Source organism: Glutamicibacter soli (assembly GCF_003309065.1).
GTDB lineage: Bacteria > Actinomycetota > Actinomycetes > Actinomycetales > Micrococcaceae > Glutamicibacter > Glutamicibacter soli.
In genome coordinates this window covers 89,939-110,086 of sequence record NZ_POAF01000005.1, presented here as the reverse complement: position 1 = coordinate 110,086, position 20,148 = coordinate 89,939, and the positions used below count along the sequence as shown (strand labels likewise).

Sequence of the window (20,148 nt, the reverse complement as noted above, 5' to 3'; positions counted from 1 at the left end):
CGGTTGATTGCAAAATCCTGAGCGGATATGTCGTTGAGGTCACATCATTCCTACTCAGGATGGTATTAGCGACGCTGGCACCAAAGAGATGTGAGGTGGCGGAAATTATGGCGATGTGCCACGTCGCTCCGCCGGCATTCAGGCGGTGGAGCCGGATTGCCAGGAGTGGGTCCCTGTGGGTGCGGTGCTGGAAAGAATCGCGACCAGCGATGATTGGGTGCGGCCCGTGACCTTTATTGGGTCGCCCGTTCGCCGCGGGCAGGAGCTGGAGATTTTATTATCGGGTGGCAATTATTTGCCAATTTTTCGACCCCGAAACGGCCGTGAGCATCGTCACTTACGGTGTTCTTGTCCCATTCTTCGTCCCGCGCCGCCTTGCGGTGATCGGTATTCTCTACCTGACTTGGGTTTATCCATGATTCCGGGTGGTGATCCCGGGGGTGGTTGGCGATTTTTGTTTCCACGAAAACCCGTGTAGAGTATTTACTCGTTGCCCCCTTAGCTCAGTGGTAGAGCGCGTTCTTGGTAAGAACGAGGTCGCCGGATCGATTCCGGCAGGGGGCTCTGAGTGAGAAGCGATCTTGGCTTCTACTGGAAAGCTTCTCACTTGTGGCGGCGTAGCTCAGCTGGTTAGAGCGCACGACTCATAATCGTGAGGTCCCGGGATCGAGTCCCGGCGCCGCTACAGCAGTAAAACCCCGGAAACCCAACGGTTTCCGGGGTTTTTGTGTTCGCGATCGGCCCGTTCACAAGCCCGGGTACTCAGATAATGCCTCCGAAAGGGATCCGTGGGTTCAATGGAGCCAAACGCAGTTCCCGTGAAGCCACCCGATGAATGAGAAAACGCGGATCGGCTCAGTGCCGATCCGCGCCTATCCATCCTAGTTTTGTTTCCTTGGCGACTCGGTTGGTTCCTCAGGAATACCTTGCTGGGCGATCATCAATAATTCCTGCAAAACGGAATCATCGAAACCTCGATCGTCCTCGGACTCCGTGCTGTTGACATCGTGGCCGTGGACTTCCGTGTGCAGCCTTTGCATTTTCATGTCCAGGCTTTCTGCGACCCGTGCCGCCTCGGCCAGCTCTTCGACAAGATGCTCGGGCACGGCGCCTTCGTACTTGTAGAAGATCTTGTGTTCGAGCGTCGCCCAGAAGTCCTGCGCAATGGTCCTGATCTGGATTTCCACGGTGATATCAACCGGCCCCTCGGACAGGAAAACCGGGATCTTCACGATGGCATGCAGGCTTTTGTACCCGTTGGGCTTGGGATTCTTGATGTAGTCCTTGATCTGGATGACTTCCAGATCGCTTTGCGATGTCAGCGTATTGAGCACCTTGTAGATGTCTTTCACAAAACTGCAGGTGATGCGAACGCCGGCGATGTCGCTGATATTTTCGCGGATTGCCTCGAACGTTGGAGTGATGCGCCGCTGGGCGACTTTCCGCATGATGCTTTCCGGCGACTTGACCCGGGAGGTGACATGCTCGATGGGGTTGTACTTGTGCAGGTACAAGAATTCCTCGCGCAGAATCGACACCTTGGTCAGGATTTCATCGACCGCAAACTGGTGTTCCATCATGAAGCGCTGGAACTGGTGATGGAAAGTGCGAGCCATGTTCTGGAGTTCAGGGTTGTTCATCGCTGCGGTACGCAGTGCCACAGGGGGAGGGGACGGCCTGTCTGAGCTTTGAGTTGAAATCTCTATCACCTCTGAATATTCAATGTCGCGAAGTCGGGGCACGCGTCTGTATGTACCTCCAGAGTAGAACGCAGTCCTAAGAAAATGGACAGAACCCCGGGTATACCGACCGAAAACCATCCGATGCCTACCAGAGTTGACGCGGTTCCGGCACAACTGGAACACTGCCCAACGAGCTCTGCAATGTGAGCGCCTACGAAGCGGTGAGCGGAGTTCCAGGAATCAGGTGGTACTGGCTTAGGCTTGAATGCGACTCTTTTCTTGAAAGGCCTCCATGGAATTCCCCAGTGAATCACGACAGCTCTGCCACGGGATCAGCTTTTCCCACTACGAGCCGGCGCCAAGCCTGAGCCTCCGTCGCGGTTCACAGTGGATCCATGAGTCCTTGTCCAAGAATCGAGCCCTTCGCTTGCAAGTCAGCGACCTGAAGTTCTGCCTGGGCTATATCACCATGAACCCTGACGGCGGTCGCAACAATTTCCCCTGCCCGAAAAACAAAGCTGTACGGACAGGCAATCAGTGCGACCAGTGTCGGAGACTTGACCACTCCAAATTCATGCACCACTTCCATACGACCGGCGAAGCGCCGGCGGGGATGCGAAAATATTTGGAACAGCCGCATTTCCTCTACGTGGCAAGCTTCGCCCATGGAGCCACGAAGGTCGGCACGACCTCAACCCAGAGCAAATGGAGCCGCCTAGCACAGCAGGGTGCGGTCGTCGCCCGCTACATCGCTGGCGCGGGGGACGGCGCGGCCATCCGCGTGCTTGAAGATCTCATCACCGAACACGTGGGACTGGGCCAGCAAGTGCGGCAGAAATCCAAGGTGAAGGGGCTGACCAGCTGGGAACTGACTTTGGCCAGCCTCGATGACATCAACCGTGCAGCGGCCGACAAGGCCCGGGACTTCCTGTCTGCACAACGCGGGCTGGAGACCTATGGCATCGAACTTCGCGATGAGCTGTGGGAGCACCCGGAGTATGCGCAACTTGTGGTCGACGCCTGGGACGCGCATGCGCTGCATCCGTGGGATCAGAAGATCGCAGACAACCAGTTCAACATCAGGGTGCGCGGAGTTCTGGGGCAAACCATCATGGTCGACAGCGGCCCGTCTACAACCCTGAGGCTCATCGACGCGGCGGAACTCAAAACCCACGAATTGGGAGTTGCCGATGAACGTGGCGACTTCCATGAAGAACAGTCTGCGCTGTTCTAGGTAATCGAGGCTAGGGGGCCGAATCCGCCACGGCTGCGGCTTCGGCTACGCGCGCCAGCTGCAGATCTTCGATACAGAGCAAGAGCACGCTGTTGGGTTTGTTGAAGCAATAGAGTTCAACCCCGCAAGTCCCGATCGTCCACCTTGCCGCGGGCATGGCTTCGGTTCCCCAGGTTTCCGTCGGAGGAGAAAAGTACGTTGACAGTTCCGTCCGGAGCTCGGCGAATTTTTCCAGAACCTGCGGATGCTGTTCCGATGGCTGCGGGTACAGGAATAAGGTGATCAGCACGAGAGAACCCCGGAACGAACTCCAACGAGCATCCACCTCGGCCCACAACGGAACTTTCAGCACCCAGATGCCTCCGATGTTCTCCTCTGCATCTTCCGTGGGTCGCTGCGGGCTGTGCATGCCCAACGCTTCGAATACGCGAACGCGCTCAGCCTCGCTGTGGGGCCATTCGTGGCCGAGGATGCGGCCGATGAATGCGACCACTTCTACCGGTGCCGGTGAGTAGGGCATGCCCTGCGTAGGCGCTGTCATACCCGGAGCCTAGCGCGGGTCGGTAGATCAATGCAACGGACGCAGTACTGCAGGGCGAGGCCGCGATCCGATGACGATGGCATAGACGCCCATGGCGCCGACGTCGCCTAGACTCCGTGAATGGGTGACGGGGGAATGCCACGTCGTCGGCGGAATGCCGACCCCAGATGCTGCACATCCCCACTCCGGCTGAGGTCAAGACCTCAGATGGCACCTGCACAGATTCCAGAATTGATGGAGGAGACATGGATAAGCGCAACGGCACCCAAGCCTCCGCAAGCTTGCGGGTCAACCGATTGTCGATCATCGCCCTCTGCCTGGCCATTGCCGAAATCCCGGCCCTGATCTTCCTGGGCGGCACTGGCCCGGCGGTTTTCGCGGTAGGTGCAGGCCACGTGGCACTGAACCAGATCAAAACGAGAAATGAGCAAGGCGCGAAAGCCGCCATCCTCGCCTTGGCGCTCGGCTACGCGGTGGCGCTGTTCGGGGTCTTCAGCACCTGCGAGCGCTGCCGTACATCTTCGCCTAGTCGTCTGGGCGGGCTCGCCTTGCCGATGCGTCCTGCCGATGAGTCAGGCCAGATGTCCTTCCATGAACTGGCGGTTGCGGGATGTCAGCAGAAATACCCTTGTACGTCCGCGGTCGCTCCCTGCCCTGAACTAGACTGGTGGGTATGACCAATACGCCTTGGGAGGCGGCCTCCCAGCACTACAAGAAGATCGTCTTTACCGCGATGGGCACCATCGGGCTAGGGATCATCCTGACGATCATCGGTTCAGTCAACCACATTCGACCGGTGCTCTACGTAGCCATCGGACTGCTGGTCATCGGCATGCTCTGCCACGTTGCAGGACTTGTCATTCGCGCCCGGGACGCCCGCAACTGGCGGATCGCCAACGGCCTGGCAACCCCTAAAGCCAAGAAGAACAAGGGCAACGGCGGCAACTAGCCGCACCCCGAAGGTTTCGTGTTCCGCAGAGCTGGGAGCCCCGAGCGGCTGAGCCCTGCGTGGACAGCAATCAACACACAGTCACAAAGTTCAGGAGAACTAATGGGCATCAACCCTGATCTGGTGGGGCGCATCTACCCTGCCGGCGAGTCCTACCAGGTAGGACGAGAGAAGATCCGAGAATTCGCAGCAGCCACCAAGGCCACCTCTCCGGCCCACTACGATGTCGAATCCGCGCGCAAGCTCGGCTTCAACGACGTGGTCGCCCCGCCGACCTTCGCCATCATCGTGGCCCAGCGCGCCGACGCCCAGCTGATCGCTGACCCTGCCTCGGGCATCGACTTCTCCCGCGTGGTGCATGCAGACCAGCGCTTTACCCACCACCGCCCCATCGTGGCCGGCGATGAACTGCTCGCCGAGCTGTACGTGGACCAGATCCGCGAAATGGGCGCCGGGGCCATGATCACCACCCGCGCCGAAATCACCACCGTCGGTGGGGAAAAGATCGCCACCACCGTTTCATCGCTACTGGTTCGAGCTGAGGACTAATCATGATCGCTTTCGACACCCTTGAAAAGGGACAGGTTCTCGGCACCCACACTGTCAACGTCAACCGCGCCGACCTGGTGCGCTATGCCGGCGCTTCGGGGGACTTCAACCCCATCCACTGGAACGAGCGCTTCGCCAAGGAAGTCGAGCTTCCCTCGGTCATCGCCCACGGCATGTTCACCATGGGCGCGGTCATCGACCTGGTCTCCACCTGGGTGGGCAATCCGGGCGCAGTCATCGACTACCAGACCCGCTTCACCAAGCCGGTCGTCGTCGAGGACCCCGAAGGTACCAACCCCTCGGACTTCGAAGGAACCACCATCGAGGTCGAGGGCAAGATCGGTGCCCTGGATGCCCAGGCCCGCACCGCCCGCGTGGACCTGACCGTCTCCGCCAACGGAACCAAGGTATTGCTCAAGTGCCAGGCCGTGGTGCAGCTCTGAACCAGCAACCCGCAGCCGACGTGCCGGTCGCGGTAAAGCACTGGCGCAACTCGTTGATGGCCGCCTACATGGCCAGCGGCCTGCTGCTGGCAACCCTGGTCTCCAGGCTTCCGGCACTGCGCGACGAGCTGGGGCTGGACCACTCGCAGGTCGGCCTGCTGCTGCTCGGAATGAGCGCAGGCTCCTTCCTCTCCGTATCCCTGGCTGGTCACCTGGTGATGCGTTTCGGCGCCACCAACGTCATGCGCTACGGCGCACTGATTGCAGGACTCGCGCTCATGGGCGTCGGCTCCACCTCGGGACTGCTGCACTCAAGCATGCTGACCGCGACGGTGCTCTTCTGCCAGGGGCTTGGAGCCGCCTCGTGGAACGTCGCCTCGAACATCCAGGGCGCGGCCATGGAACGGGCACTGGGACGCAGCGTCATGCCTGCCCTGCACGGGTTCTTCTCCGTGGGTACAGTTCTCGGCGCCGGAATCGGCGCCGGCGCCGCAGCGGTCGCGCTGCCGCTGCAACTGCACTACGGGGTCATGGGCATCTTGATCATCGCCACGGTGCTGTATTCGACCCGTTTCTACGGGGAAGACCGGAGCCGGGCCTCGAAGGATTCGAAGTTCAAGGGGCATTCGCTGCTGAGCACCTGGAAGGAGCCGCAAACGGTCCTGCTGGGCGTGCTGGTGCTGGGCATGGCGCTCGCCGAAGGCGCGGCCGGAGACTGGGTGGCCTTGGCCCTGGCCGATGGCTACGGGACCACCGAAGCCACCGGCGCGCTGGGCTACGCGGCCTTCGTGACTGCCATGACGCTGACCCGATTGCTGGCCGGGGACCTGATCCTGCGTATGGGGCGGGTTTGGATGATCCGGGCCAGCGCCATCGCCGCGCTAGTGGGCCTGCTGATCTTCGCGTTCGGAGACAACCTGCCATTGGCTTTCGTGGCGCTGGCCGTGTGGGGCATGGGTGTTGCCCTGACCTTCCCGCTGGCCATGAGCGCCGCATCGGATGACCCGGAACACGCGGCAGCGCGCGTGGCAGTGGTTTCTACCATCGGCTACGCGGCATTCCTGGGAGGTCCGCCGCTGCTGGGCCTGCTGGCCGGGGCTATCGGCCTGCTGCCTGCCCTCGGCTGCATCTCGATCCTGGTTGTCGTGGCGTTCCTGCTGTCGAAGAACGCCGCAGGCTATCCGCGCCAGCCCGAGTCCGCCAGCTAGATCCGCCCGAATCAACGTATTTCCAGAGACAAATCGAAAGATAGTAGTTCAATGCTGAAGAACATGACCACCACGGCTGTTGGCGGCGACGCTGCGCGCACCGTGACCGCGTCCACCGAAGCCGAGCTGATTGCGGCGATCACCGCCGCGGACAACGCCGGCGAGGACATCCTGTTCATCGGCGGCGGCTCGAACCTGGTTATCTCGGACGAGGGCTTCTCGGGCACCGTCATCCGCATCGCCACGCGCGGCCTGGTTGTCGAGGAACAGGACGGCGGGCTGGCGCTGCTGCGCGCCGCGGCCGGCGAGAACTGGGACGCCACGGTCGAGTACTCGTTGGCCGAAGGCCTGAGCGGACTCGAAGCCCTCTCCGGGATCCCCGGCTGTGCCGGTGCCACCCCGGTGCAGAACGTCGGCGCCTACGGAGCGGACGTCTCCCAGACCTTGGCCTGGGCCCGCGTCTGGGACCGCACCGCGCAGGAGATCCTGCAGCTGTCGAACGAGGACCTGGCGTTCGCCTACCGTGATTCGCTGATCAAGCGCACCAGCACCCACGGTTCGCCCCGGTACGTGGTGCTGGAAGCCGCGTTCCTGCTCAAGCGCGGCAACGAGTCGGCGCCGATCCGCTATGCCGAGTTGGCCCGCCGCCTGGGCGTCGAAGCCGGCCAGGGCGCGGATGCAGCGCTGGTTCGGCAGACGGTTCTGGAACTGCGTCGGTCCAAGGGCATGGTCTATGACCCGCAGGACCCGGACTCGCATTCAACCGGCTCCTTCTTCACCAACCCGATTGTCGACGCGTCGGTGCTGGAGCAGCTGCCGCACAACGCTCCGAACTACCCGGCCGAGCAGGCCGAAATGGTCAAGTTGTCGGCCGCCTGGCTGATCGACCAGGCAGGTTTCGGCAAGGGCTACGGACTGGAGGGGACCGACGGGTTCCAGATCGCCGGGGGACGGGCTTCACTGTCCACCAAGCACACCTTGGCCATTACGAACCGGGGCACCGCCAGCGCGGCTGACATCCTGGCCATCGCCCGCGCAGTGCGCGCCGGGGTTGCCGAGCGGTTCGGCATCACGCTGGTCAATGAGCCGCTGCTGATCGGAGTGGAGCTCTAGTATCCGTCCGCATATGTGAAAATGCCCGGGGCGCACCGTTCAGTGAACTGTGCGCCCCGGGCATTTGTCGGCGGGGAAGTAGTCCCTACAGGCGGCCCTGTGCGATGGCCAGCATGCGCCGCAGCGGCTCCGCGGCGCCCCAGAGCAGCTGGTCGCCCACGGTGAAGGCGGAGATGTACTCCGGGCCCATCTCCAGCTTGCGGATGCGGCCGACCGGGATGTCCAGGGTGCCCGAGGCGGCCACCGGAGTCAGCTGCTCCATGGTCGCTTCCTTCTCGTTCGGCACGACCTTGGCCCACTCGTTGTCCTCGGCCAACAGCGACTCGATCTCGGAGACCGGCAGGTCTTCCTTCAGCTTCAGGGTCAGCGCCTGCGAGTGCGAGCGCATTGCGCCGATGCGCACGCACAGTCCGTCCATGGCGATGTGGCGGCTGCCGGAGGTCTGCAGGATCTTGTTGGTCTCCGCGCCGGCCTTCCACTCCTCGCGGGACTGGCCGTTGCCCAGGTCCGAATCGATCCACGGGATCAGCGAACCGCCCAGCGGCACGCCGAACTGTGCGGCGTCCAGGCCGCCGCGCTGGGTTTCAAGCACCTTGCGGTCGATCTCCAGGATGGCGCTGGCCGGGTCCGCAAGCTCGTCCGCGACCGAGGCGTTGATGTCGCCGAACTGGGTCAGCAGTTCGCGCATGTGGCGGGCGCCGCCGCCGGAGGCCGCCTGGTAGGTCATGGAAGTGCCCCACTCGACCAGGTTGTTCTTGAACAGCCCGCCCAGGCCCATGAGCATGCAGGACACGGTGCAGTTGCCGCCCACGAAGTCCTTGACGCCGGCAACCAGCGACTGGTCGATGACGTTGCGGTTGATCGGGTCCAGCACGATCACCGAGTCGTCGTTCATGCGCAGGCTCGATGCGGCATCGATCCACAGTCCGTCCCAGCCGGCCTTGCGCAGCTCGGTGTGGACCTTGGTAGTGTAGTCGCCGCCCTGGGCGGTCACGATTATCGGCAGCTTGGCCAGCGTCTGGATGTCGAAAGCATCCTGTAGCGGGCCGGCGCCCTCGGCGAATGCGGGGGCCTGGCCGCCGGCATTCGACGTCGAGAAGAAGACCGGGTCGATCTGCGCAAAGTCGCCCTCGTCGAGCATGCGCTGCATGAGCACGGAACCGACCATGCCACGGTAACCTACAAAACCAACAGATGAAGTCATACCTCAATGGTAGGGCTGAATTACGTTATTATCCCGGTTCGTTACAGCGCTTAAAGCAGAATCACACCCAAGCCCCAGAAGGGCCGGGTGTGATTCTGCAGCAGCAAAAGTTCTACTTTTCCTCAAGCAACAGCTTGCGGTTCTTGATGGCCCAGAACGCCGCGTAGAGGAACACCTGGGTCGGGACGAACAGCAGGATCACGCCGAAGATCTTGTGGCCGCCGAGCACCATGAAAAACCCGAGCACCGCGACAACCAGCGCGAGCAGCGGGAAAAGCATGTAGCCGAGGACGAACAGGGCATCTGAGTGCTGTTTGAGATCAGCGAGGTATTTTTTCATGGGATGTTAACTAGTCCTTTTCGCGGATCCAGGTTTCAAAACGGTAGCGAGTGCCGGTACCGGACTTGTGCCATTGGTTCTCCGGTCCATCCAGTCCCGGGTCGCTGAGCCCCAGGGCAAAGTCCTCGGGGAGCTGCGGCGCGCGGGTGTCTCCCTGGACCTCCAGATCGAGCTTGGTGATCACTGCCAGGTCCAGCAGCTGAAGCGATTGGGCGTAGACCTTGCCTCCGCCGATGATCCAGATTTCCCGGCTGCCCTCGCAGGTCTTGGCCAGGGCCAGGGCTTCGCCGAGGTCCGCGACCGGCAGCGCACCGGCATCGCGCAGCGCCTGGTGCGACTCGGCGCGGGTGGTCAGCACGATGTTGCTGCGTCCGGGCAGCGGCCGGAACTTTGGCGGGAACGACTCCCAAGTAGCGCGGCCCATGATGACAGGATGGCCGGCGGTGATCCTCTTGAAATGGGCTAGGTCTTCCGGGACATGCCAGGGCATGGTTCCCTGGTTGCCGATGATTCCGTTGTCCGCCTGGGCCCAGATGGCGCCGACCAGCGGCGTGAGGTCGGCGGTGTGGCGCGGTTCAGGCGTCATACGGCGACGGTCCCCTTGATGGTCGGGTGGTGCTTGTAGTCGTTGACCACGAAGTCTTCCAGAGTGTAGTCGAAGACTGACTCCGGCTTGGACGCGAAGTCGAGCGTCGGGTACGGGTACGGCTCGCGGGAGAGCTGTTCGCGCACCTGCTCCAAGTGGTTGGTATAGATGTGCACGTCGCCGCCGGTCCAGATGAACTCACCCGGCTCCAGGTCCAGCTGATGGGCGAGCATGCGGGTCAGCAGCGCGTAGGAAGCGATGTTGAACGGCACGCCGAGGAACATGTCGGCGCTGCGCTGGTAAAGCTGGCAGGACAGCTTGCCGTCGGCCACATAGAACTGGAAGAAGACATGGCAGGGCGGCAATGCCATGTTCTCGATTTCGGCGACATTCCAGGCCGAGACGATGTGGCGGCGGGAATCGGGGTTGCTGCGCAGCGAGTCGACCAGCTGGGAGATCTGGTCGATCTGGCCGCCTTCGGGGGTGGGCCATGAGCGCCACTGGACGCCGTAGACCGGCCCCAGTTCGCCGTCCTCGTCAGCCCATTCGTTCCAGATGCGCACGCCCTGGTCCTGGAGCCACTTCACGTTGGACTCCCCGCGCAGGAACCACAGCAGTTCTGCAGCGACCGAGCGGAAATGCACGCGCTTGGTGGTGATCAGCGGGAAGGAATCGGCCAGGTCGAAGCGGATCTGGCGTCCGAAGACCGACAGCGTGCCGGTTCCGGTGCGGTCTTCCTTGGCGGCGCCGTTCTCCAGAACGTCGCGAAGCAGGTCTTCGTATGGGGTAGGAATGCTCACCCCACCAGTTTAGTCCACCGGCGAACGGCGCCGGAGGTCCCGTGGCGTATCCCACGAAGCCCCGGATAACGAAGCTTCAGCCCTTGACGACCATGCCCTGGTACTCCGGGTAGCGGCGCAGGTAGTCCTGCACGTAGCTGCACTCGGGAACGATCTTGACGCCCTCGTTGGCCAGCCGGTCCAGTACCAGCGTCACCAGCGCCCGGGCGTAGCCGCGGCGGCCGAATTCCTCGTTGACGATGGTGTGCTGGATGGTGACCACGTCGTCTTCGCGGTGGTAGCCGATGAAGCCGACATAGGTGGATCCGTGCCACAGCGAGAAACGCCCGCGGTCTTCATCATGGTCCAGGCGCAGACCCTGGTGCACGATCTTCTCAACCGGTTGCTGGGGCTGATTTGCACTCATGGCTTGGCCTTTCTCTGGGTGACAAGAGCCACTGGGGATTCTTATTAAACAGTCATAGTCGCATTTGTGCGCAGATGCAACGACGGGCATCCTCGCGGCGTGAGGAGCCGGGGATGCCCGTCCGCCGGGTGCGGTGCAGCGGCGCCGGCGGTGGTGTCAGTCGTGATACGGGGTATGGACTTCCAGGGAGATGATCCGCGGATTCGCGCCGGGTAGCTGGTGCGCCACGATCACCCCTCCGGGATCGAGGAAAGGATCCTTGGCGGGGAGCACCTCGGCGATTGTCGCCGAGGTGCTGCCCTTGAGGACCTTCAGTACCGTGGGAAGCACCGGCCGGTGCGTGCACAGCACCTGGGAGCGGTTCTTGTCCAGGAGTTTCTGCACCGCCTTCGCAGCCCGCTTCGGGTGCCGGGTGGCCGCATGCTCGGTGACCGCCCGCACGGAGCTGAGCTTCAGCTGGTTCGCCGTGACGTAGGGCGCGACGGTCTGCACGCAGCGCATCCACGGCGAAGACGCGACATGCCCCGGGGCCCAGGCTTCCAGCAGTCGCGAGACCGCCTGGGCCTGGCGGCGCCCGGTGGCCGCCAGCGGGCGGTCGCCTTCGGCACGGGTCCACTTGCTGCGCGGCTTGGCCTTTGCGTGGCGGACCAGGATGAACGGCTTGGCCTCCAGATGGCCGGCCTTGTGGGCGGCGAGCAGGTCCTGCAGCGGCGCGGCGTCCGAGGGGTTGGTCAGCATGCCGATGGCCTGCTTGGGGGAGACCCAGCGGACCTCGTCGCATTCGGATCCGTCCGGGATGACCTCGGCTTCGTGGTGCGTGGCGGCCGCCCAGTAGTAGACGACCTTGGCGCGCTGCTTCACCGAGTACGCGGTGGCCGCCAGCGGCAGGCCGAGCGTGATCTGCAGCCCGATCTCCTCGTGGACTTCGCGCACCGCGCATTCGGCGATGGCTTCGCCGTCGTCCAGCTTGCCCTTGGGCCAGGACCAGTCGTCGTACTTGGGCCGGTGGATGACCAGCACCCGCAGCTTGCCGTGCTCCAGCCGCCACGGGATGGCCCCCGCGGCGATGATGTCGAAGTGGCCCAGGCGAATTTCCTCGGCATCGGATGAACGATGCAGTTCCAGCACCCGGTCAAGGGCGCGTTGGACATTCGAATCGGCCACTAGCTGTTTCGCCCGCTATTTCGCCGCTGGGCGTGGTCCTGGATGAGCCAGAACTGGACATCGGAGAGCGGGTTGCCGTCCTCGTCCTTGTAGTGCCGGTCCCACTTGCCGTCCGAGTGCAGATGCCAGGAGGAGGTCCCGTCGTCCATGTAGCGTTCCAGCAGGCTGATCATTTCCTCGATGTCCTCCGGCTGCCCCAGGGAGACCAGGGCTTCCACGCGGCGATCGAGGTTGCGGTGCATCATGTCGGCCGAGCCGATGTACACGATCGGGTTCCCTGCGTTGGCGAAGGTGAACACGCGGCTGTGCTCCAGGAAGCGGCCTAGGATCGAGCGGACCCGGATGTTCTCGCTCAGCCCCGGGACGCCCGGGCGCAGGGCGCAGATGCCGCGCACGATCACGTCGACCTTCACCCCGGCCTGGCTGGCGCGGTACAGCGCGTCGATGATCGCCTCGTCGACAATCGAATTGACCTTGATGACCACCTTGGCGTCGACCCCGGCCTGGGCGTTGCGCACTTCCTGCTCGATGTGCGCCAGCAGCCCGGTGCGCACCGAACGCGGGGCGACCAGCAGACGCTTGTAGGTGGAGCGCGGGGCGTAGCCCGAGAGCTGGTTGAACAGCTTCGAGACGTCCTCGCCGACCTCCTCGTCGCAGGTCAGCAGCCCGAAGTCCTCGTAGTAGCGCGCGGTGCGCGGGTGGTAGTTTCCGGTACCGATGTGGCAGTAGCGGCGCAGCTTGTCGCCTTCGCGGCGCACCACCAGGGAGAGCTTGGAGTGGGTCTTCAGGCCCACGATGCCGTACACCACGTGCACGCCCGCCTGTTCCAGCTTGCGCGCCCAGGAGATGTTCGCCTGCTCGTCGAAGCGGGCCTTGATCTCCACCAGCGCCAGCACCTGCTTGCCGGCTTCGGCCGCGTCGATCAGCGCATCGACGATCGGCGAGTCGCCAGAGGTGCGGTACAGGGTCTGCTTGATGGCCATGACCTTCGGATCCGCAGCGGCCTGCTCCAGGAAGGCCTGGACCGAGGTGGAGAAGGAATCGTAGGGGTGGTGCAGCAGGATGTCGCGGCGGCGTACGGCGCCGAACACGTTGGCTGCCTTGGCGGTTTCCGACTCGTTCAGGAACCGTGAGGTGTGCCCCATGTGCTTGGGGTAGTGCAGCTCGGTGCGGTCCAGCGAGGCGATGACGCCCAGGCCGCGCAGGTCTAGCGGGGCGGGCAGCTTGAAGACCTCGTCCTCGTCGATACCCAGCTCGCGGGAGAGCAGATCCATGATCTGCGGGTTGATGTCGTCAACCACCTCCAGGCGCACCGGAGGGCCGAAGCGGCGGCGCAGCAGCTCCTTTTCCAGGGCCTGCAGCAGGTTCTCGGCGTCGTCTTCCTCGACTTCCAGGTCCTCGTTGCGGGTGACGCGGAAGAAGTGGTGCTCCACGATTTCCATGCCCGGGAACAGCTGCTCCAGGTGCACGGCGATCAGGTCCTCCAGCGCGATGAAGCGTGCGGCGCGGTGCGAGGAGTGGGCGGCGCGCGGGCCGTCGATGCTGACCAGGCGGTCGATGGTGTCAGGCACCTTCAGGCGGGCGAACAGCTCCTTGCCGGTCAGCGGGTTGCGCACCACCACGGCCAGGTTCAGCGACAGGCCGGAGATATAAGGGAAGGGGTGGGCCGGATCCACCGCCAGCGGGGTGAGGATCGGGAAGACCTGGGCCATGAACCACTCGGAGAGCAAGCTCTGCTCGGAGGCCGAGAGCTCGTCCCAGCCGGTGATGCGGATGCCGTGCGTGGCAAGGTCGGGGGAGACTGACTCCGAGTAGACCCTTGCATGGCGGGTCTGCAGCTCGTGCGCCGAGTTCAGCAGCAATTCGAGCTGGTCCACCGGGTTCATCCCGTTGGCCGCCGGGACGGCCAGGCCGGTCACGATGCGGCGCTTCAGGCCGGCGACGCGCACCATGAAGAACTCGTCCAGGTTGGAGGCGAAGATCGAGAGGAAATTGACGCGTTCAAGCAGCGGCAGGTCGACGTCCTCGGCCAGTTCCAGCACCCGCGCGTTGAAATGCAGCCAGCTCAGTTCCCGGTCGAGGAACCGCTCGTTCTCGAAACCCCCGTCCGGATGGAGGTCGGGCAGGAGTCCTGCCGGTTCGATCCGGTCTTCATTGACCTTGGATGAAGGGACATCCCTCAGTTGTGCCGGGGGCTGCTTGGGGGTGGTTGTCATCTGCTGAACTCACTTCTTCCTGCAGGTGGAGGCCATCTTCACCGTTGGCTGGCAGTCCGGGAAAATCCCGGACTGCCATGCGCTATCAGTCTATCTGTTCGGGGCCGTACATGATGTCTGCGGACCATAGCGTGAAGCCGAGCGACCGGTAGAGCTTGACTGCCGCCTCGTTCTCGGCGTCCACGTACAGCAGCACCGACCCGACCCCCTGCTCGAGAAGGTAGTTGATGCCCACAGTAGTCAGCGCGCGGCCCAAGCCCAGGCCCTGCGCCTCGGGAACCACTCCGACCACGTAGACCTCGCCCATCGGGCGGTTGTCGTCGGCGCCCGCCGGATGGATCTTGGTCCAGTGGTAGGCGATGAGCTGGTCTTCCGGGTCGAAGGCCAAGAAGAAGCCCTGCGGGTCGAACCAGTTCTCGTTCATGCGCGCATCGAGATCGGACAGGGTCAGCGAACCCTGTTCCGGATGGTGCGCGAAGGACTTGGCATTGGCTTCAAGCCAGGCCGACTCGTCCTCGCCGACGCGGAAGCTGCGCAGCGTCAGCCCGCGCTGCAGCGGCGTCTCTTCCAGAGAGTCGGTGCCTTCGCGGCGCATCCGGTACAGCTCGCGGTTGCGCGACAGGCCGATCGAATCGGCCAGCTTGCGGGCCGCTGCGTGGTCGCCGTGCGCCCAGGTCAGGATCTGGCTCAGATCCAGCTGTTCGCCCAGCCTCTGCAGCAGCTGGCGGCCGATGCCGTGGTTGCGGAACTGGGGGTGGACCACCAGTTCGACGATCCAGCGCCGGGATATCGGGTCGTCGATCGCGACGATGACGCCGCTGAGCTGGGCTTCGCTTCCCTCGCCCGAGGAGGCCAGCAGCGTGATGACGTTCTCGCCGGAGGTTTCCGAGCCCAGTGCGACCAGCGTCTGGTCGCTCAAGGGCGGATTGCCGTCCTCCTGCAGCGCGGCGGCGGCCAGGTCTCGGACCTCGGCCAGCGAACTCTGTTCCAGCTCGCCGAGGACCTTCTGAATGGACACAGTTTTCTGGGGCAGCTCGTTCATGCTCTCAGGTTATCCGCTGGATGACCTGACCCGCCAGAGGCCCTGTCATGTTAGGCCTCGTTGTGGAACCGGTAGCCGACATTTCGCACGGTGCCGATCAATTGTTCGTGGTCGGTGCCCAGTTTCGCGCGCAGACGCCGCACGTGCACGTCCACGGTGCGGGTGCCCCCGTAGTAGTCGTATCCCCATACCTCGTGCAGCAGCTGCTCGCGGGTGAATACCCGGCCCGGGAACTGCGAGAGGTACTTGAGCAGCTCGAATTCCTTATAGGTGAGGTCCAGGATCCGCTGGTCGATCTTCGCGGTGTAGCTCAGCTCGTCGATGCGCAACCCGGAGCGGTTCTGCGGCTCTTCCGCCGGGGCGGCGGGCTCCGGCACGGCGGAGAGGAGCAACCGGATGCGGGCCTCCAGCTCGGCGGGGACCGCCGTGGGCAGGATGAAGTCCGCGGCATGCCATTCGGAGTTCAGGATGCTCAGCGCGCCCTCGCTGGCCACCAGCAGCAGCGGAAGCTTCAGCGTTGAATGGATGACCTGCGCCAGCGAGCGGGCCGCCACCAGTTCGGTGCGGGCATCGAGGATGACCGCGTCGCATTCGGAAACCTGGCTCAGGGATTGCGTTTGCGCCGGGAGGCACTGGATCTGATGCAGTAGTAGTTCGAGCGCCGGAAGCACTTCAGCTTCGGACTGTCCGTTGTTCGTCAGGAGCAGCAGGTTCGCCACAGCGGTCTTCCTCCTGCCAGATAGATGCGAGAAAATCGTTTTTACGTGTCAAAGTATAGAGAATGGAAGAGTCCAAGCTCGCATGTGAAGTCACAAGTGCGCATAAATTACCGTCAGGAATTCTGGTTTGAGGATCAAGGTATTAATAAGCGGTCTGCTGGCTTCGGCCCTGCTCCTGGGAGCGGCCAGCCTTCACTCCGTCGAATGGGCGATGGGCGCTGTCGCGGTCATATTGCAGCTCGCGTTCGCCTACACCTGGCCCCGGCTGATCCGCGCTGAAGCGCCATGGCCGCTGACGGTCATCCTTGCCGTGTGCTCGCTCGCCTCGACCGCGGCGGTGCTGTTCATGCCGGGCGTGTCGCCGATGTCCCATGGCGTCGAAGTCATCGCGGTGGGCGTGCTTCTGGTGTTCATCAGCCAGGTGCTGCGCGGGGCCGAAGCCGAGGGCCGCATGGCCGGCACGGTCAGCGGCATCACCGGCGTGGTCATGGCGGTTCTCGGTTCGGCATGGGCCGCCGCCGGAACCGTGAACTTCGGGTTCGCGCTGACCCTGGTCACCGTCATCGGGCTGGCCGGGGCCGGCCTCGTGGCGATGACGCGGTTGCCCAACCGCATCACCATGTTCCTGGCGCCGCTGGTATCGCTGGTGCTCGGCGCCATCGCCACCGCGCTGCCGCTGGGGATGCACATTGTTGAAGGCGTGGTGCTGGGCCTGCTGGCGGGAATCCTGGTCAGCGCCCTGCGCGCCCTGGCGCTGTCCACGCGCAGCGTGCGGAACCTGACCGGCGTGCTGGGCCTGTCCAGCGGGATCGTCCTGCTCAGCGGCGCCGCCAGCTGGTACGCCCTGGATTTGATGGTTTTCAGCTAGCGGATCGCACCGGTGGCAGCACCGAAGCCCGGGCTGCGTCACGCAGGTCGCGGTTCATGCAAAGCTCGCGCTAAGATGAAGCCATGAATGATAACTTCCTTGCACTCGAAATTTTCTTCCAGGCTCTCGTGGTCATCGCCGGACTGGGAATGGCGGGCTTCGCCGGACTGGTCGTCAAGCGTCTTTTCCAGGGCCAGAAGTAGCAAACAGCGCACACAATAGCGTGTGCGCTGTTTTTGTTTCACCAACGACTAAGGAGCGAGTGGTCCATGGCATTTGCCCTACCGACTGACCTCACCCCGGAACTCGTGCCTTTCGCCTGGCTCATTGGAACCTGGGAAGGCATGGGGCGCCTTGGAGAAGGCGAAGCCGAGGACGAATATTTCTGGCAGCAGGCCACCTTCAGCGACGTCGGCGGCCCCTACCTCGAATACCGCAGCGAATCCTGGCTCGCCGACGCCGAGGGCAACAAATTGCGTCTGCTTACCGTGGAGACCGGTTTCTGGTCCCTGGATCGTGAGCAGCTCGAAGCCGATGCCGGTCCCGGCATGATTCCGGGCGACGTGTTCCCGGTGCTGCGTTCGGCGGATGACGTGCAGCAGCTGCACACCAAGGACGGATTCAAGATCCAGGCGCATATCGTGCAGCCCGGCGGCATCTCGGAACTGTACTACGGCCTGATCGATGGTCCGCGTGTCCAGCTGGCCACCGAAGGGCTGCTGCGCAGCAAGAACGCCAAGCATTACGCCTCCTCAACCCGCATCTACGGGTTGGTCAACGGCGAACTGTTCTGGCGCTGGGACGTGTCCATGGGGAATCTGGAACTCAAAGCCCATGCATCAGCCGCGCTGAAGCGTGTTGCCGCGGACGAATCAACGAAGTAGCCATGACTGAAACTTATCGTTCCCAGCTGCTGCAGCGCGATGGCGCCGTGGAAGCCGGGGGAGTGGACGCAGGGGTTGCCGCGCACTACGGTGCGCCGACCCGCGAAGCCCGACGATTGTTCGAGGGCGAAGCCATCGCCGACCTGTCGCATTTCGACGTCCTGGAAATCACCGGAGTCGATCGTCAGAGCTGGCTGAACACCCTGAGCACCCAGCAGACCACCGCGCTCAAGCCGGGAGACAGCAGCCAGGCGCTGCTGCTCTCCATCCAGGGGCGCATCGAGCATGAGATGAAGGTGCTGGTCGATCAGGAGCGCCTGCTGCTGATCGTCGAGCCCGGCAGTGGACCGGCGCTCCAGGAGTTCTTGAACTCCATGCGCTTCATGCTCCGCGTCGAGGTCAACGACCTGTCCGCCACCCACGGAGTGCTCGCGGCCACCCGCCGCATTCCCACCGCAGGCGAGCTGGTCTGGACCGATCCGTGGCCTGGAGTCACCGAGGGCGGCTGGGCCTACTCGCGGGACGAGCACCCGGGCGCCGAGCGCCCGTGGCTGCTGCACGTCATCGAGCTGGAGAAGCTCGGCGAGGCGGTGGGCGAGGAGCAGCTGGCTGGCATGATGTCGGTGGAGGCCCTGCGCATCGCCGCCTGGGAGCCGCGCTTCGGGGCGGAGATCGACGACAAGACGATCCCGCATGAGCTGGACTGGCTGCGCACCTCGGTGCACCTGAACAAGGGCTGCTACAAGGGCCAGGAAACAGTAGCCCGCGTGCACAACATCGGGCACCCGCCGCGCCGCATCGTGTTCCTGGATCTGGACGGCTCCATGCACACGCTGCCGGCTTCGGGGGCCGAGATCAAGCTCGGCGACCGGGTTGTCGGCAAGGTGACCTCCGCGGCGCTGCACTACGAAGCAGGGCCGATTGCGCTGGGCGTCATCAAGCGCAACGTGGACCCCGGCGAAGTGCTCAGCGTGGTGGACGGAGACAGCGTCTACCCCGCCAGCCAAGAAGTCATCGTGACCCCGGACGCCGGACAGGTGGCCGGGCGGTTCACCGGATTCCTGCGCACGCCGCCCGCCAAATAGGAGGCCGGCGAAACAGCACGAGCCGTGAAGTCTTCAGGGACTCCACGGCTCGTGCGTCGTTTAAGACGTTGCAGGCGCGACGGGTCAGCCGAAGAGGATCTTCGCCTCGTTGTAGCGCTCCATCGGCACCCGCTTGAGGTTGTTCAGGGCCGCGCGCATCGGCACGCGGTTGATCTTGGTTCCGTGCAGCGCCACCATGGTGCCCCACGCCCCGTCGACGACCGAATCCACCGAGGCCATGCCCAGCCGGGTGGCCAGCACCCGGTCGAAGGCGGTGGGCACCCCGCCGCGCTGGATGTGGCCCAGCACGGTGGCGCGGGTCTCGATGCCGGTGCGCTCCTCGATCAGCGGGGCGAGCATCTCGCCGATGCCGCCCAGCCTGGCGCGGCCGAAGGTGTCAAGGCCGCGCACGGAGAAAGCCTCTTCCATGCCTTCGGGCACGAAGCCCTCGGCGACGACGATCAGCGGCGCGCGGCCGCGGTCGTGGGCCTCGTTGACCCACTGGCAGATCTGCTCCATGGTGGTGGAGACCTCGGGGATCAGGATGGCGTGGGCGCCGGAGGCCATGCCCGCATGCAGCGCGATCCAGCCCACGTGCCGGCCCATCACCTCGGCGACCATGCAGCGGTGATGGGAATCGCCGGTGGTGCGCAGTCGGTCGATGGCCTCCACGGCGATCTGGTTCGCGGTGTCGAAGCCGAAGGTGTAGTCGGTGGCGTCCAGGTCATTGTCGATGGTCTTGGGCACGCCCACGATCGGCAGCCCGGCCTCGCACAATCGCTGCGCGCCGGCGAGGGTGCCCTCGCCGCCGATGGCGATCAGCGCGTCCACGCCGTTGTCCTTGAGCACTGCGGCGATGTTCTGCGGTCCGCCGTTTTCGCCTTCGAAGGCGTTGGTGCGGGAAGTGCCCAGAATGGTGCCGCCCTGCTTGGAGATGCCGCGCACCGCGGTGCGCGGCAGCTCGAAGAAGTCGCCTTCCTTCACTCCGCGCCAGCCGTCGCGGAAGCCGACGAATTCATGGTCGTAGCTCTTGATGCCGTTGAGCACGGCACCGCGGATCACTGCGTTCAGGCCCGGGCAGTCGCCGCCCGAGGTCATGATTCCAATGCGCATTT

At 63.8% G+C, this 20,148-nt stretch carries 23 protein-coding genes and 2 tRNA genes; 12 read left to right on the top strand and 13 right to left on the bottom strand.

The genetic code is table 11. From position 1 onward, the window contains the following. Nucleotides 1–233: 233 nt before the first annotated feature. Nucleotides 234–464: a hypothetical protein gene (locus C1H84_RS18020; protein WP_146956040.1), complete on the bottom strand. Its 231-nt coding sequence runs from the start codon at nucleotides 462–464 to the stop codon at nucleotides 234–236. A 28-nt stretch (nucleotides 465–492) separates the two neighbouring features. Between C1H84_RS18020 and C1H84_RS11300 the strand changes: the two genes are divergently transcribed. Further along, nucleotides 493–564: transfer RNA gene (locus C1H84_RS11300), tRNA-Thr, on the top strand. Nucleotides 565–611: 47 nt separating this feature from the next. Further along, a tRNA-Met gene (locus C1H84_RS11295) sits at nucleotides 612–685 on the top strand. Nucleotides 686–881: 196 nt separating this feature from the next. On the opposite strand, the gene C1H84_RS11290 is transcribed toward C1H84_RS11295, so the two are convergent. Continuing rightward, entirely contained in the window at nucleotides 882–1,640 is a 759-nt protein-coding gene (locus C1H84_RS11290; protein ID WP_047119717.1) for a GTP pyrophosphokinase, read from the bottom strand. Nucleotides 1,641–2,085: 445 nt separating this feature from the next. On the opposite strand from C1H84_RS11290, the gene C1H84_RS11285 reads away from it, so the two are divergent. Then, the gene (locus tag C1H84_RS11285) at nucleotides 2,086–2,916 is read left to right on the top strand and encodes a DUF2797 domain-containing protein (RefSeq protein WP_181728117.1); all 831 of its coding nucleotides are present in this window, start codon (nucleotides 2,086–2,088) and stop codon (nucleotides 2,914–2,916) included. Between the two features lie 10 nt (nucleotides 2,917–2,926). Here the strand turns inward: C1H84_RS11285 and C1H84_RS11280 are convergent, their stop codons facing one another. After that, entirely contained in the window at nucleotides 2,927–3,457 is a 531-nt protein-coding gene (locus C1H84_RS11280) for a hypothetical protein (protein WP_113607450.1), read from the bottom strand. Between the two features lie 245 nt (nucleotides 3,458–3,702). Here C1H84_RS11280 and C1H84_RS11275 point away from each other — a divergent pair, with 245 nt between their 5' ends. The 6 genes from C1H84_RS11275 (at nucleotide 3,703) to C1H84_RS11250 (ending at nucleotide 7,719) form a co-directional block, all read left to right on the top strand. Beyond that, nucleotides 3,703–4,134 carry a DUF4190 domain-containing protein gene (locus tag C1H84_RS11275; RefSeq protein ID WP_181728116.1) on the top strand — a complete coding sequence of 144 codons (432 nt, stop codon included), beginning with the start codon at nucleotides 3,703–3,705 and terminating at the stop codon, nucleotides 4,132–4,134. Next, nucleotides 4,131–4,406 carry a hypothetical protein gene (locus C1H84_RS11270; RefSeq protein WP_047119714.1) on the top strand — a complete coding sequence of 92 codons (276 nt, stop codon included), beginning with the start codon at nucleotides 4,131–4,133 and terminating at the stop codon, nucleotides 4,404–4,406. Before C1H84_RS11275 ends, C1H84_RS11270 begins: the two co-directional genes overlap by 4 nt. Before the next feature lie 102 nt (nucleotides 4,407–4,508). Further along, entirely contained in the window at nucleotides 4,509–4,955 is a 447-nt protein-coding gene (locus C1H84_RS11265) for an FAS1-like dehydratase domain-containing protein (protein WP_047119713.1), read from the top strand. A 2-nt stretch (nucleotides 4,956–4,957) separates the two neighbouring features. Next, nucleotides 4,958–5,398 (top strand): MaoC family dehydratase, encoded by a 441-nt coding sequence (locus tag C1H84_RS11260; RefSeq protein WP_053798547.1) that lies wholly within the window; start codon nucleotides 4,958–4,960, stop codon nucleotides 5,396–5,398. After that, nucleotides 5,374–6,606: an MFS transporter gene (locus tag C1H84_RS11255; RefSeq protein WP_244910886.1), complete on the top strand. Its 1,233-nt coding sequence runs from the start codon at nucleotides 5,374–5,376 to the stop codon at nucleotides 6,604–6,606. The genes C1H84_RS11260 and C1H84_RS11255 overlap by 25 nt, the downstream gene beginning before the upstream one ends. 18 nt (nucleotides 6,607–6,624) lie before the next feature. Beyond that, on the top strand, nucleotides 6,625–7,719 hold the full coding sequence (locus tag C1H84_RS11250) for a UDP-N-acetylmuramate dehydrogenase (protein ID WP_280524260.1): 1,095 nt from the start codon (nucleotides 6,625–6,627) through the stop codon (nucleotides 7,717–7,719). An 85-nt stretch (nucleotides 7,720–7,804) separates the two neighbouring features. On the opposite strand, the gene asd is transcribed toward C1H84_RS11250, so the two are convergent. From asd to C1H84_RS11205, 9 genes are all read right to left on the bottom strand, one after another. Beyond that, the gene (gene asd, locus C1H84_RS11245; protein ID WP_047119710.1) at nucleotides 7,805–8,923 is read right to left on the bottom strand and encodes an aspartate-semialdehyde dehydrogenase; all 1,119 of its coding nucleotides are present in this window, start codon (nucleotides 8,921–8,923) and stop codon (nucleotides 7,805–7,807) included. Between the two features lie 112 nt (nucleotides 8,924–9,035). Beyond that, a complete protein-coding gene (locus C1H84_RS11240) occupies nucleotides 9,036–9,263 on the bottom strand; it encodes an NF038396 family protein (protein WP_047119709.1) in 228 nt (75 codons plus the stop codon). 10 nt (nucleotides 9,264–9,273) lie between these two features. After that, nucleotides 9,274–9,849 (bottom strand): dihydrofolate reductase, encoded by a 576-nt coding sequence (locus C1H84_RS11235; RefSeq protein ID WP_113607448.1) that lies wholly within the window; start codon nucleotides 9,847–9,849, stop codon nucleotides 9,274–9,276. Next, complete coding sequence (locus C1H84_RS11230) at nucleotides 9,846–10,649, bottom strand: thymidylate synthase (protein WP_053798542.1); 804 nt, start codon at nucleotides 10,647–10,649, stop codon at nucleotides 9,846–9,848. The genes C1H84_RS11235 and C1H84_RS11230 overlap by 4 nt, the downstream gene beginning before the upstream one ends. 76 nt (nucleotides 10,650–10,725) lie before the next feature. Beyond that, on the bottom strand, nucleotides 10,726–11,055 hold the full coding sequence (locus C1H84_RS11225; protein WP_047119706.1) for a GNAT family N-acetyltransferase: 330 nt from the start codon (nucleotides 11,053–11,055) through the stop codon (nucleotides 10,726–10,728). A 156-nt stretch (nucleotides 11,056–11,211) separates the two neighbouring features. After that, complete coding sequence (locus C1H84_RS11220; protein ID WP_082123945.1) at nucleotides 11,212–12,219, bottom strand: NUDIX hydrolase; 1,008 nt, start codon at nucleotides 12,217–12,219, stop codon at nucleotides 11,212–11,214. Next, nucleotides 12,219–14,435: an RNA degradosome polyphosphate kinase gene (locus C1H84_RS11215; RefSeq protein WP_047119705.1), complete on the bottom strand. Its 2,217-nt coding sequence runs from the start codon at nucleotides 14,433–14,435 to the stop codon at nucleotides 12,219–12,221. The genes C1H84_RS11220 and C1H84_RS11215 overlap by 1 nt, the downstream gene beginning before the upstream one ends. An 85-nt stretch (nucleotides 14,436–14,520) precedes the next feature. Then, nucleotides 14,521–15,477 carry a mycothiol synthase gene (gene mshD / locus C1H84_RS11210; RefSeq protein ID WP_113607447.1) on the bottom strand — a complete coding sequence of 319 codons (957 nt, stop codon included), beginning with the start codon at nucleotides 15,475–15,477 and terminating at the stop codon, nucleotides 14,521–14,523. Nucleotides 15,478–15,527: 50 nt separating this feature from the next. After that, complete coding sequence (locus C1H84_RS11205; RefSeq protein WP_113607446.1) at nucleotides 15,528–16,196, bottom strand: response regulator transcription factor; 669 nt, start codon at nucleotides 16,194–16,196, stop codon at nucleotides 15,528–15,530. Nucleotides 16,197–16,323: 127 nt separating this feature from the next. Here C1H84_RS11205 and C1H84_RS11200 point away from each other — a divergent pair, with 127 nt between their 5' ends. From C1H84_RS11200 to ygfZ, 3 genes are all read left to right on the top strand, one after another. Continuing rightward, entirely contained in the window at nucleotides 16,324–17,064 is a 741-nt protein-coding gene (locus C1H84_RS11200; RefSeq protein WP_146956038.1) for a hypothetical protein, read from the top strand. A 269-nt stretch (nucleotides 17,065–17,333) separates the two neighbouring features. Next, the gene (locus C1H84_RS11195) at nucleotides 17,334–17,948 is read left to right on the top strand and encodes a nitrobindin family protein (RefSeq protein WP_113607444.1); all 615 of its coding nucleotides are present in this window, start codon (nucleotides 17,334–17,336) and stop codon (nucleotides 17,946–17,948) included. Nucleotides 17,949–17,950: 2 nt separating this feature from the next. Then, nucleotides 17,951–19,033 (top strand): CAF17-like 4Fe-4S cluster assembly/insertion protein YgfZ, encoded by a 1,083-nt coding sequence (gene ygfZ, locus C1H84_RS11190; RefSeq protein WP_181728115.1) that lies wholly within the window; start codon nucleotides 17,951–17,953, stop codon nucleotides 19,031–19,033. Nucleotides 19,034–19,117: 84 nt separating this feature from the next. Here ygfZ and C1H84_RS11185 read toward each other — a convergent pair whose 3' ends face one another. Further along, entirely contained in the window at nucleotides 19,118–20,146 is a 1,029-nt protein-coding gene (locus tag C1H84_RS11185) for a 6-phosphofructokinase (protein ID WP_053798537.1), read from the bottom strand. Between the last annotated feature and the right edge of the window lie 2 nt (nucleotides 20,147–20,148).

Bases quoted from the DNA above. Each gene is read 5' to 3' on its own strand.
- C1H84_RS11270 (WP_047119714.1), top strand. From the start codon at position 4,131: ATGACCAATACGCCTTGGGAGGCGGCCTCCCAGCACTACAAGAAGATC.
- C1H84_RS11275 (WP_181728116.1), top strand. From the start codon at position 3,703: ATGGATAAGCGCAACGGCACCCAAGCCTCCGCAAGCTTGCGGGTCAAC.
- asd (WP_047119710.1), bottom strand. From the start codon at position 8,923: ATGACTTCATCTGTTGGTTTTGTAGGTTACCGTGGCATGGTCGGTTCC.
- C1H84_RS11185 (WP_053798537.1), bottom strand. From the start codon at position 20,146: ATGCGCATTGGAATCATGACCTCGGGCGGCGACTGCCCGGGCCTGAAC.
- C1H84_RS11215 (WP_047119705.1), bottom strand. From the start codon at position 14,435: ATGACAACCACCCCCAAGCAGCCCCCGGCACAACTGAGGGATGTCCCT.
- C1H84_RS11265 (WP_047119713.1), top strand. From the start codon at position 4,509: ATGGGCATCAACCCTGATCTGGTGGGGCGCATCTACCCTGCCGGCGAG.
- C1H84_RS11290 (WP_047119717.1), bottom strand. From the start codon at position 1,640: ATGAACAACCCTGAACTCCAGAACATGGCTCGCACTTTCCATCACCAG.
- ygfZ (WP_181728115.1), top strand. From the start codon at position 17,951: ATGACTGAAACTTATCGTTCCCAGCTGCTGCAGCGCGATGGCGCCGTG.
- C1H84_RS11195 (WP_113607444.1), top strand. From the start codon at position 17,334: ATGGCATTTGCCCTACCGACTGACCTCACCCCGGAACTCGTGCCTTTC.
- C1H84_RS11240 (WP_047119709.1), bottom strand. From the start codon at position 9,263: ATGAAAAAATACCTCGCTGATCTCAAACAGCACTCAGATGCCCTGTTC.
- C1H84_RS11225 (WP_047119706.1), bottom strand. From the start codon at position 11,055: ATGAGTGCAAATCAGCCCCAGCAACCGGTTGAGAAGATCGTGCACCAG.
- C1H84_RS11235 (WP_113607448.1), bottom strand. From the start codon at position 9,849: ATGACGCCTGAACCGCGCCACACCGCCGACCTCACGCCGCTGGTCGGC.
- C1H84_RS11260 (WP_053798547.1), top strand. From the start codon at position 4,958: ATGATCGCTTTCGACACCCTTGAAAAGGGACAGGTTCTCGGCACCCAC.
- mshD (WP_113607447.1), bottom strand. From the start codon at position 15,477: ATGAACGAGCTGCCCCAGAAAACTGTGTCCATTCAGAAGGTCCTCGGC.
- C1H84_RS11280 (WP_113607450.1), bottom strand. From the start codon at position 3,457: ATGACAGCGCCTACGCAGGGCATGCCCTACTCACCGGCACCGGTAGAA.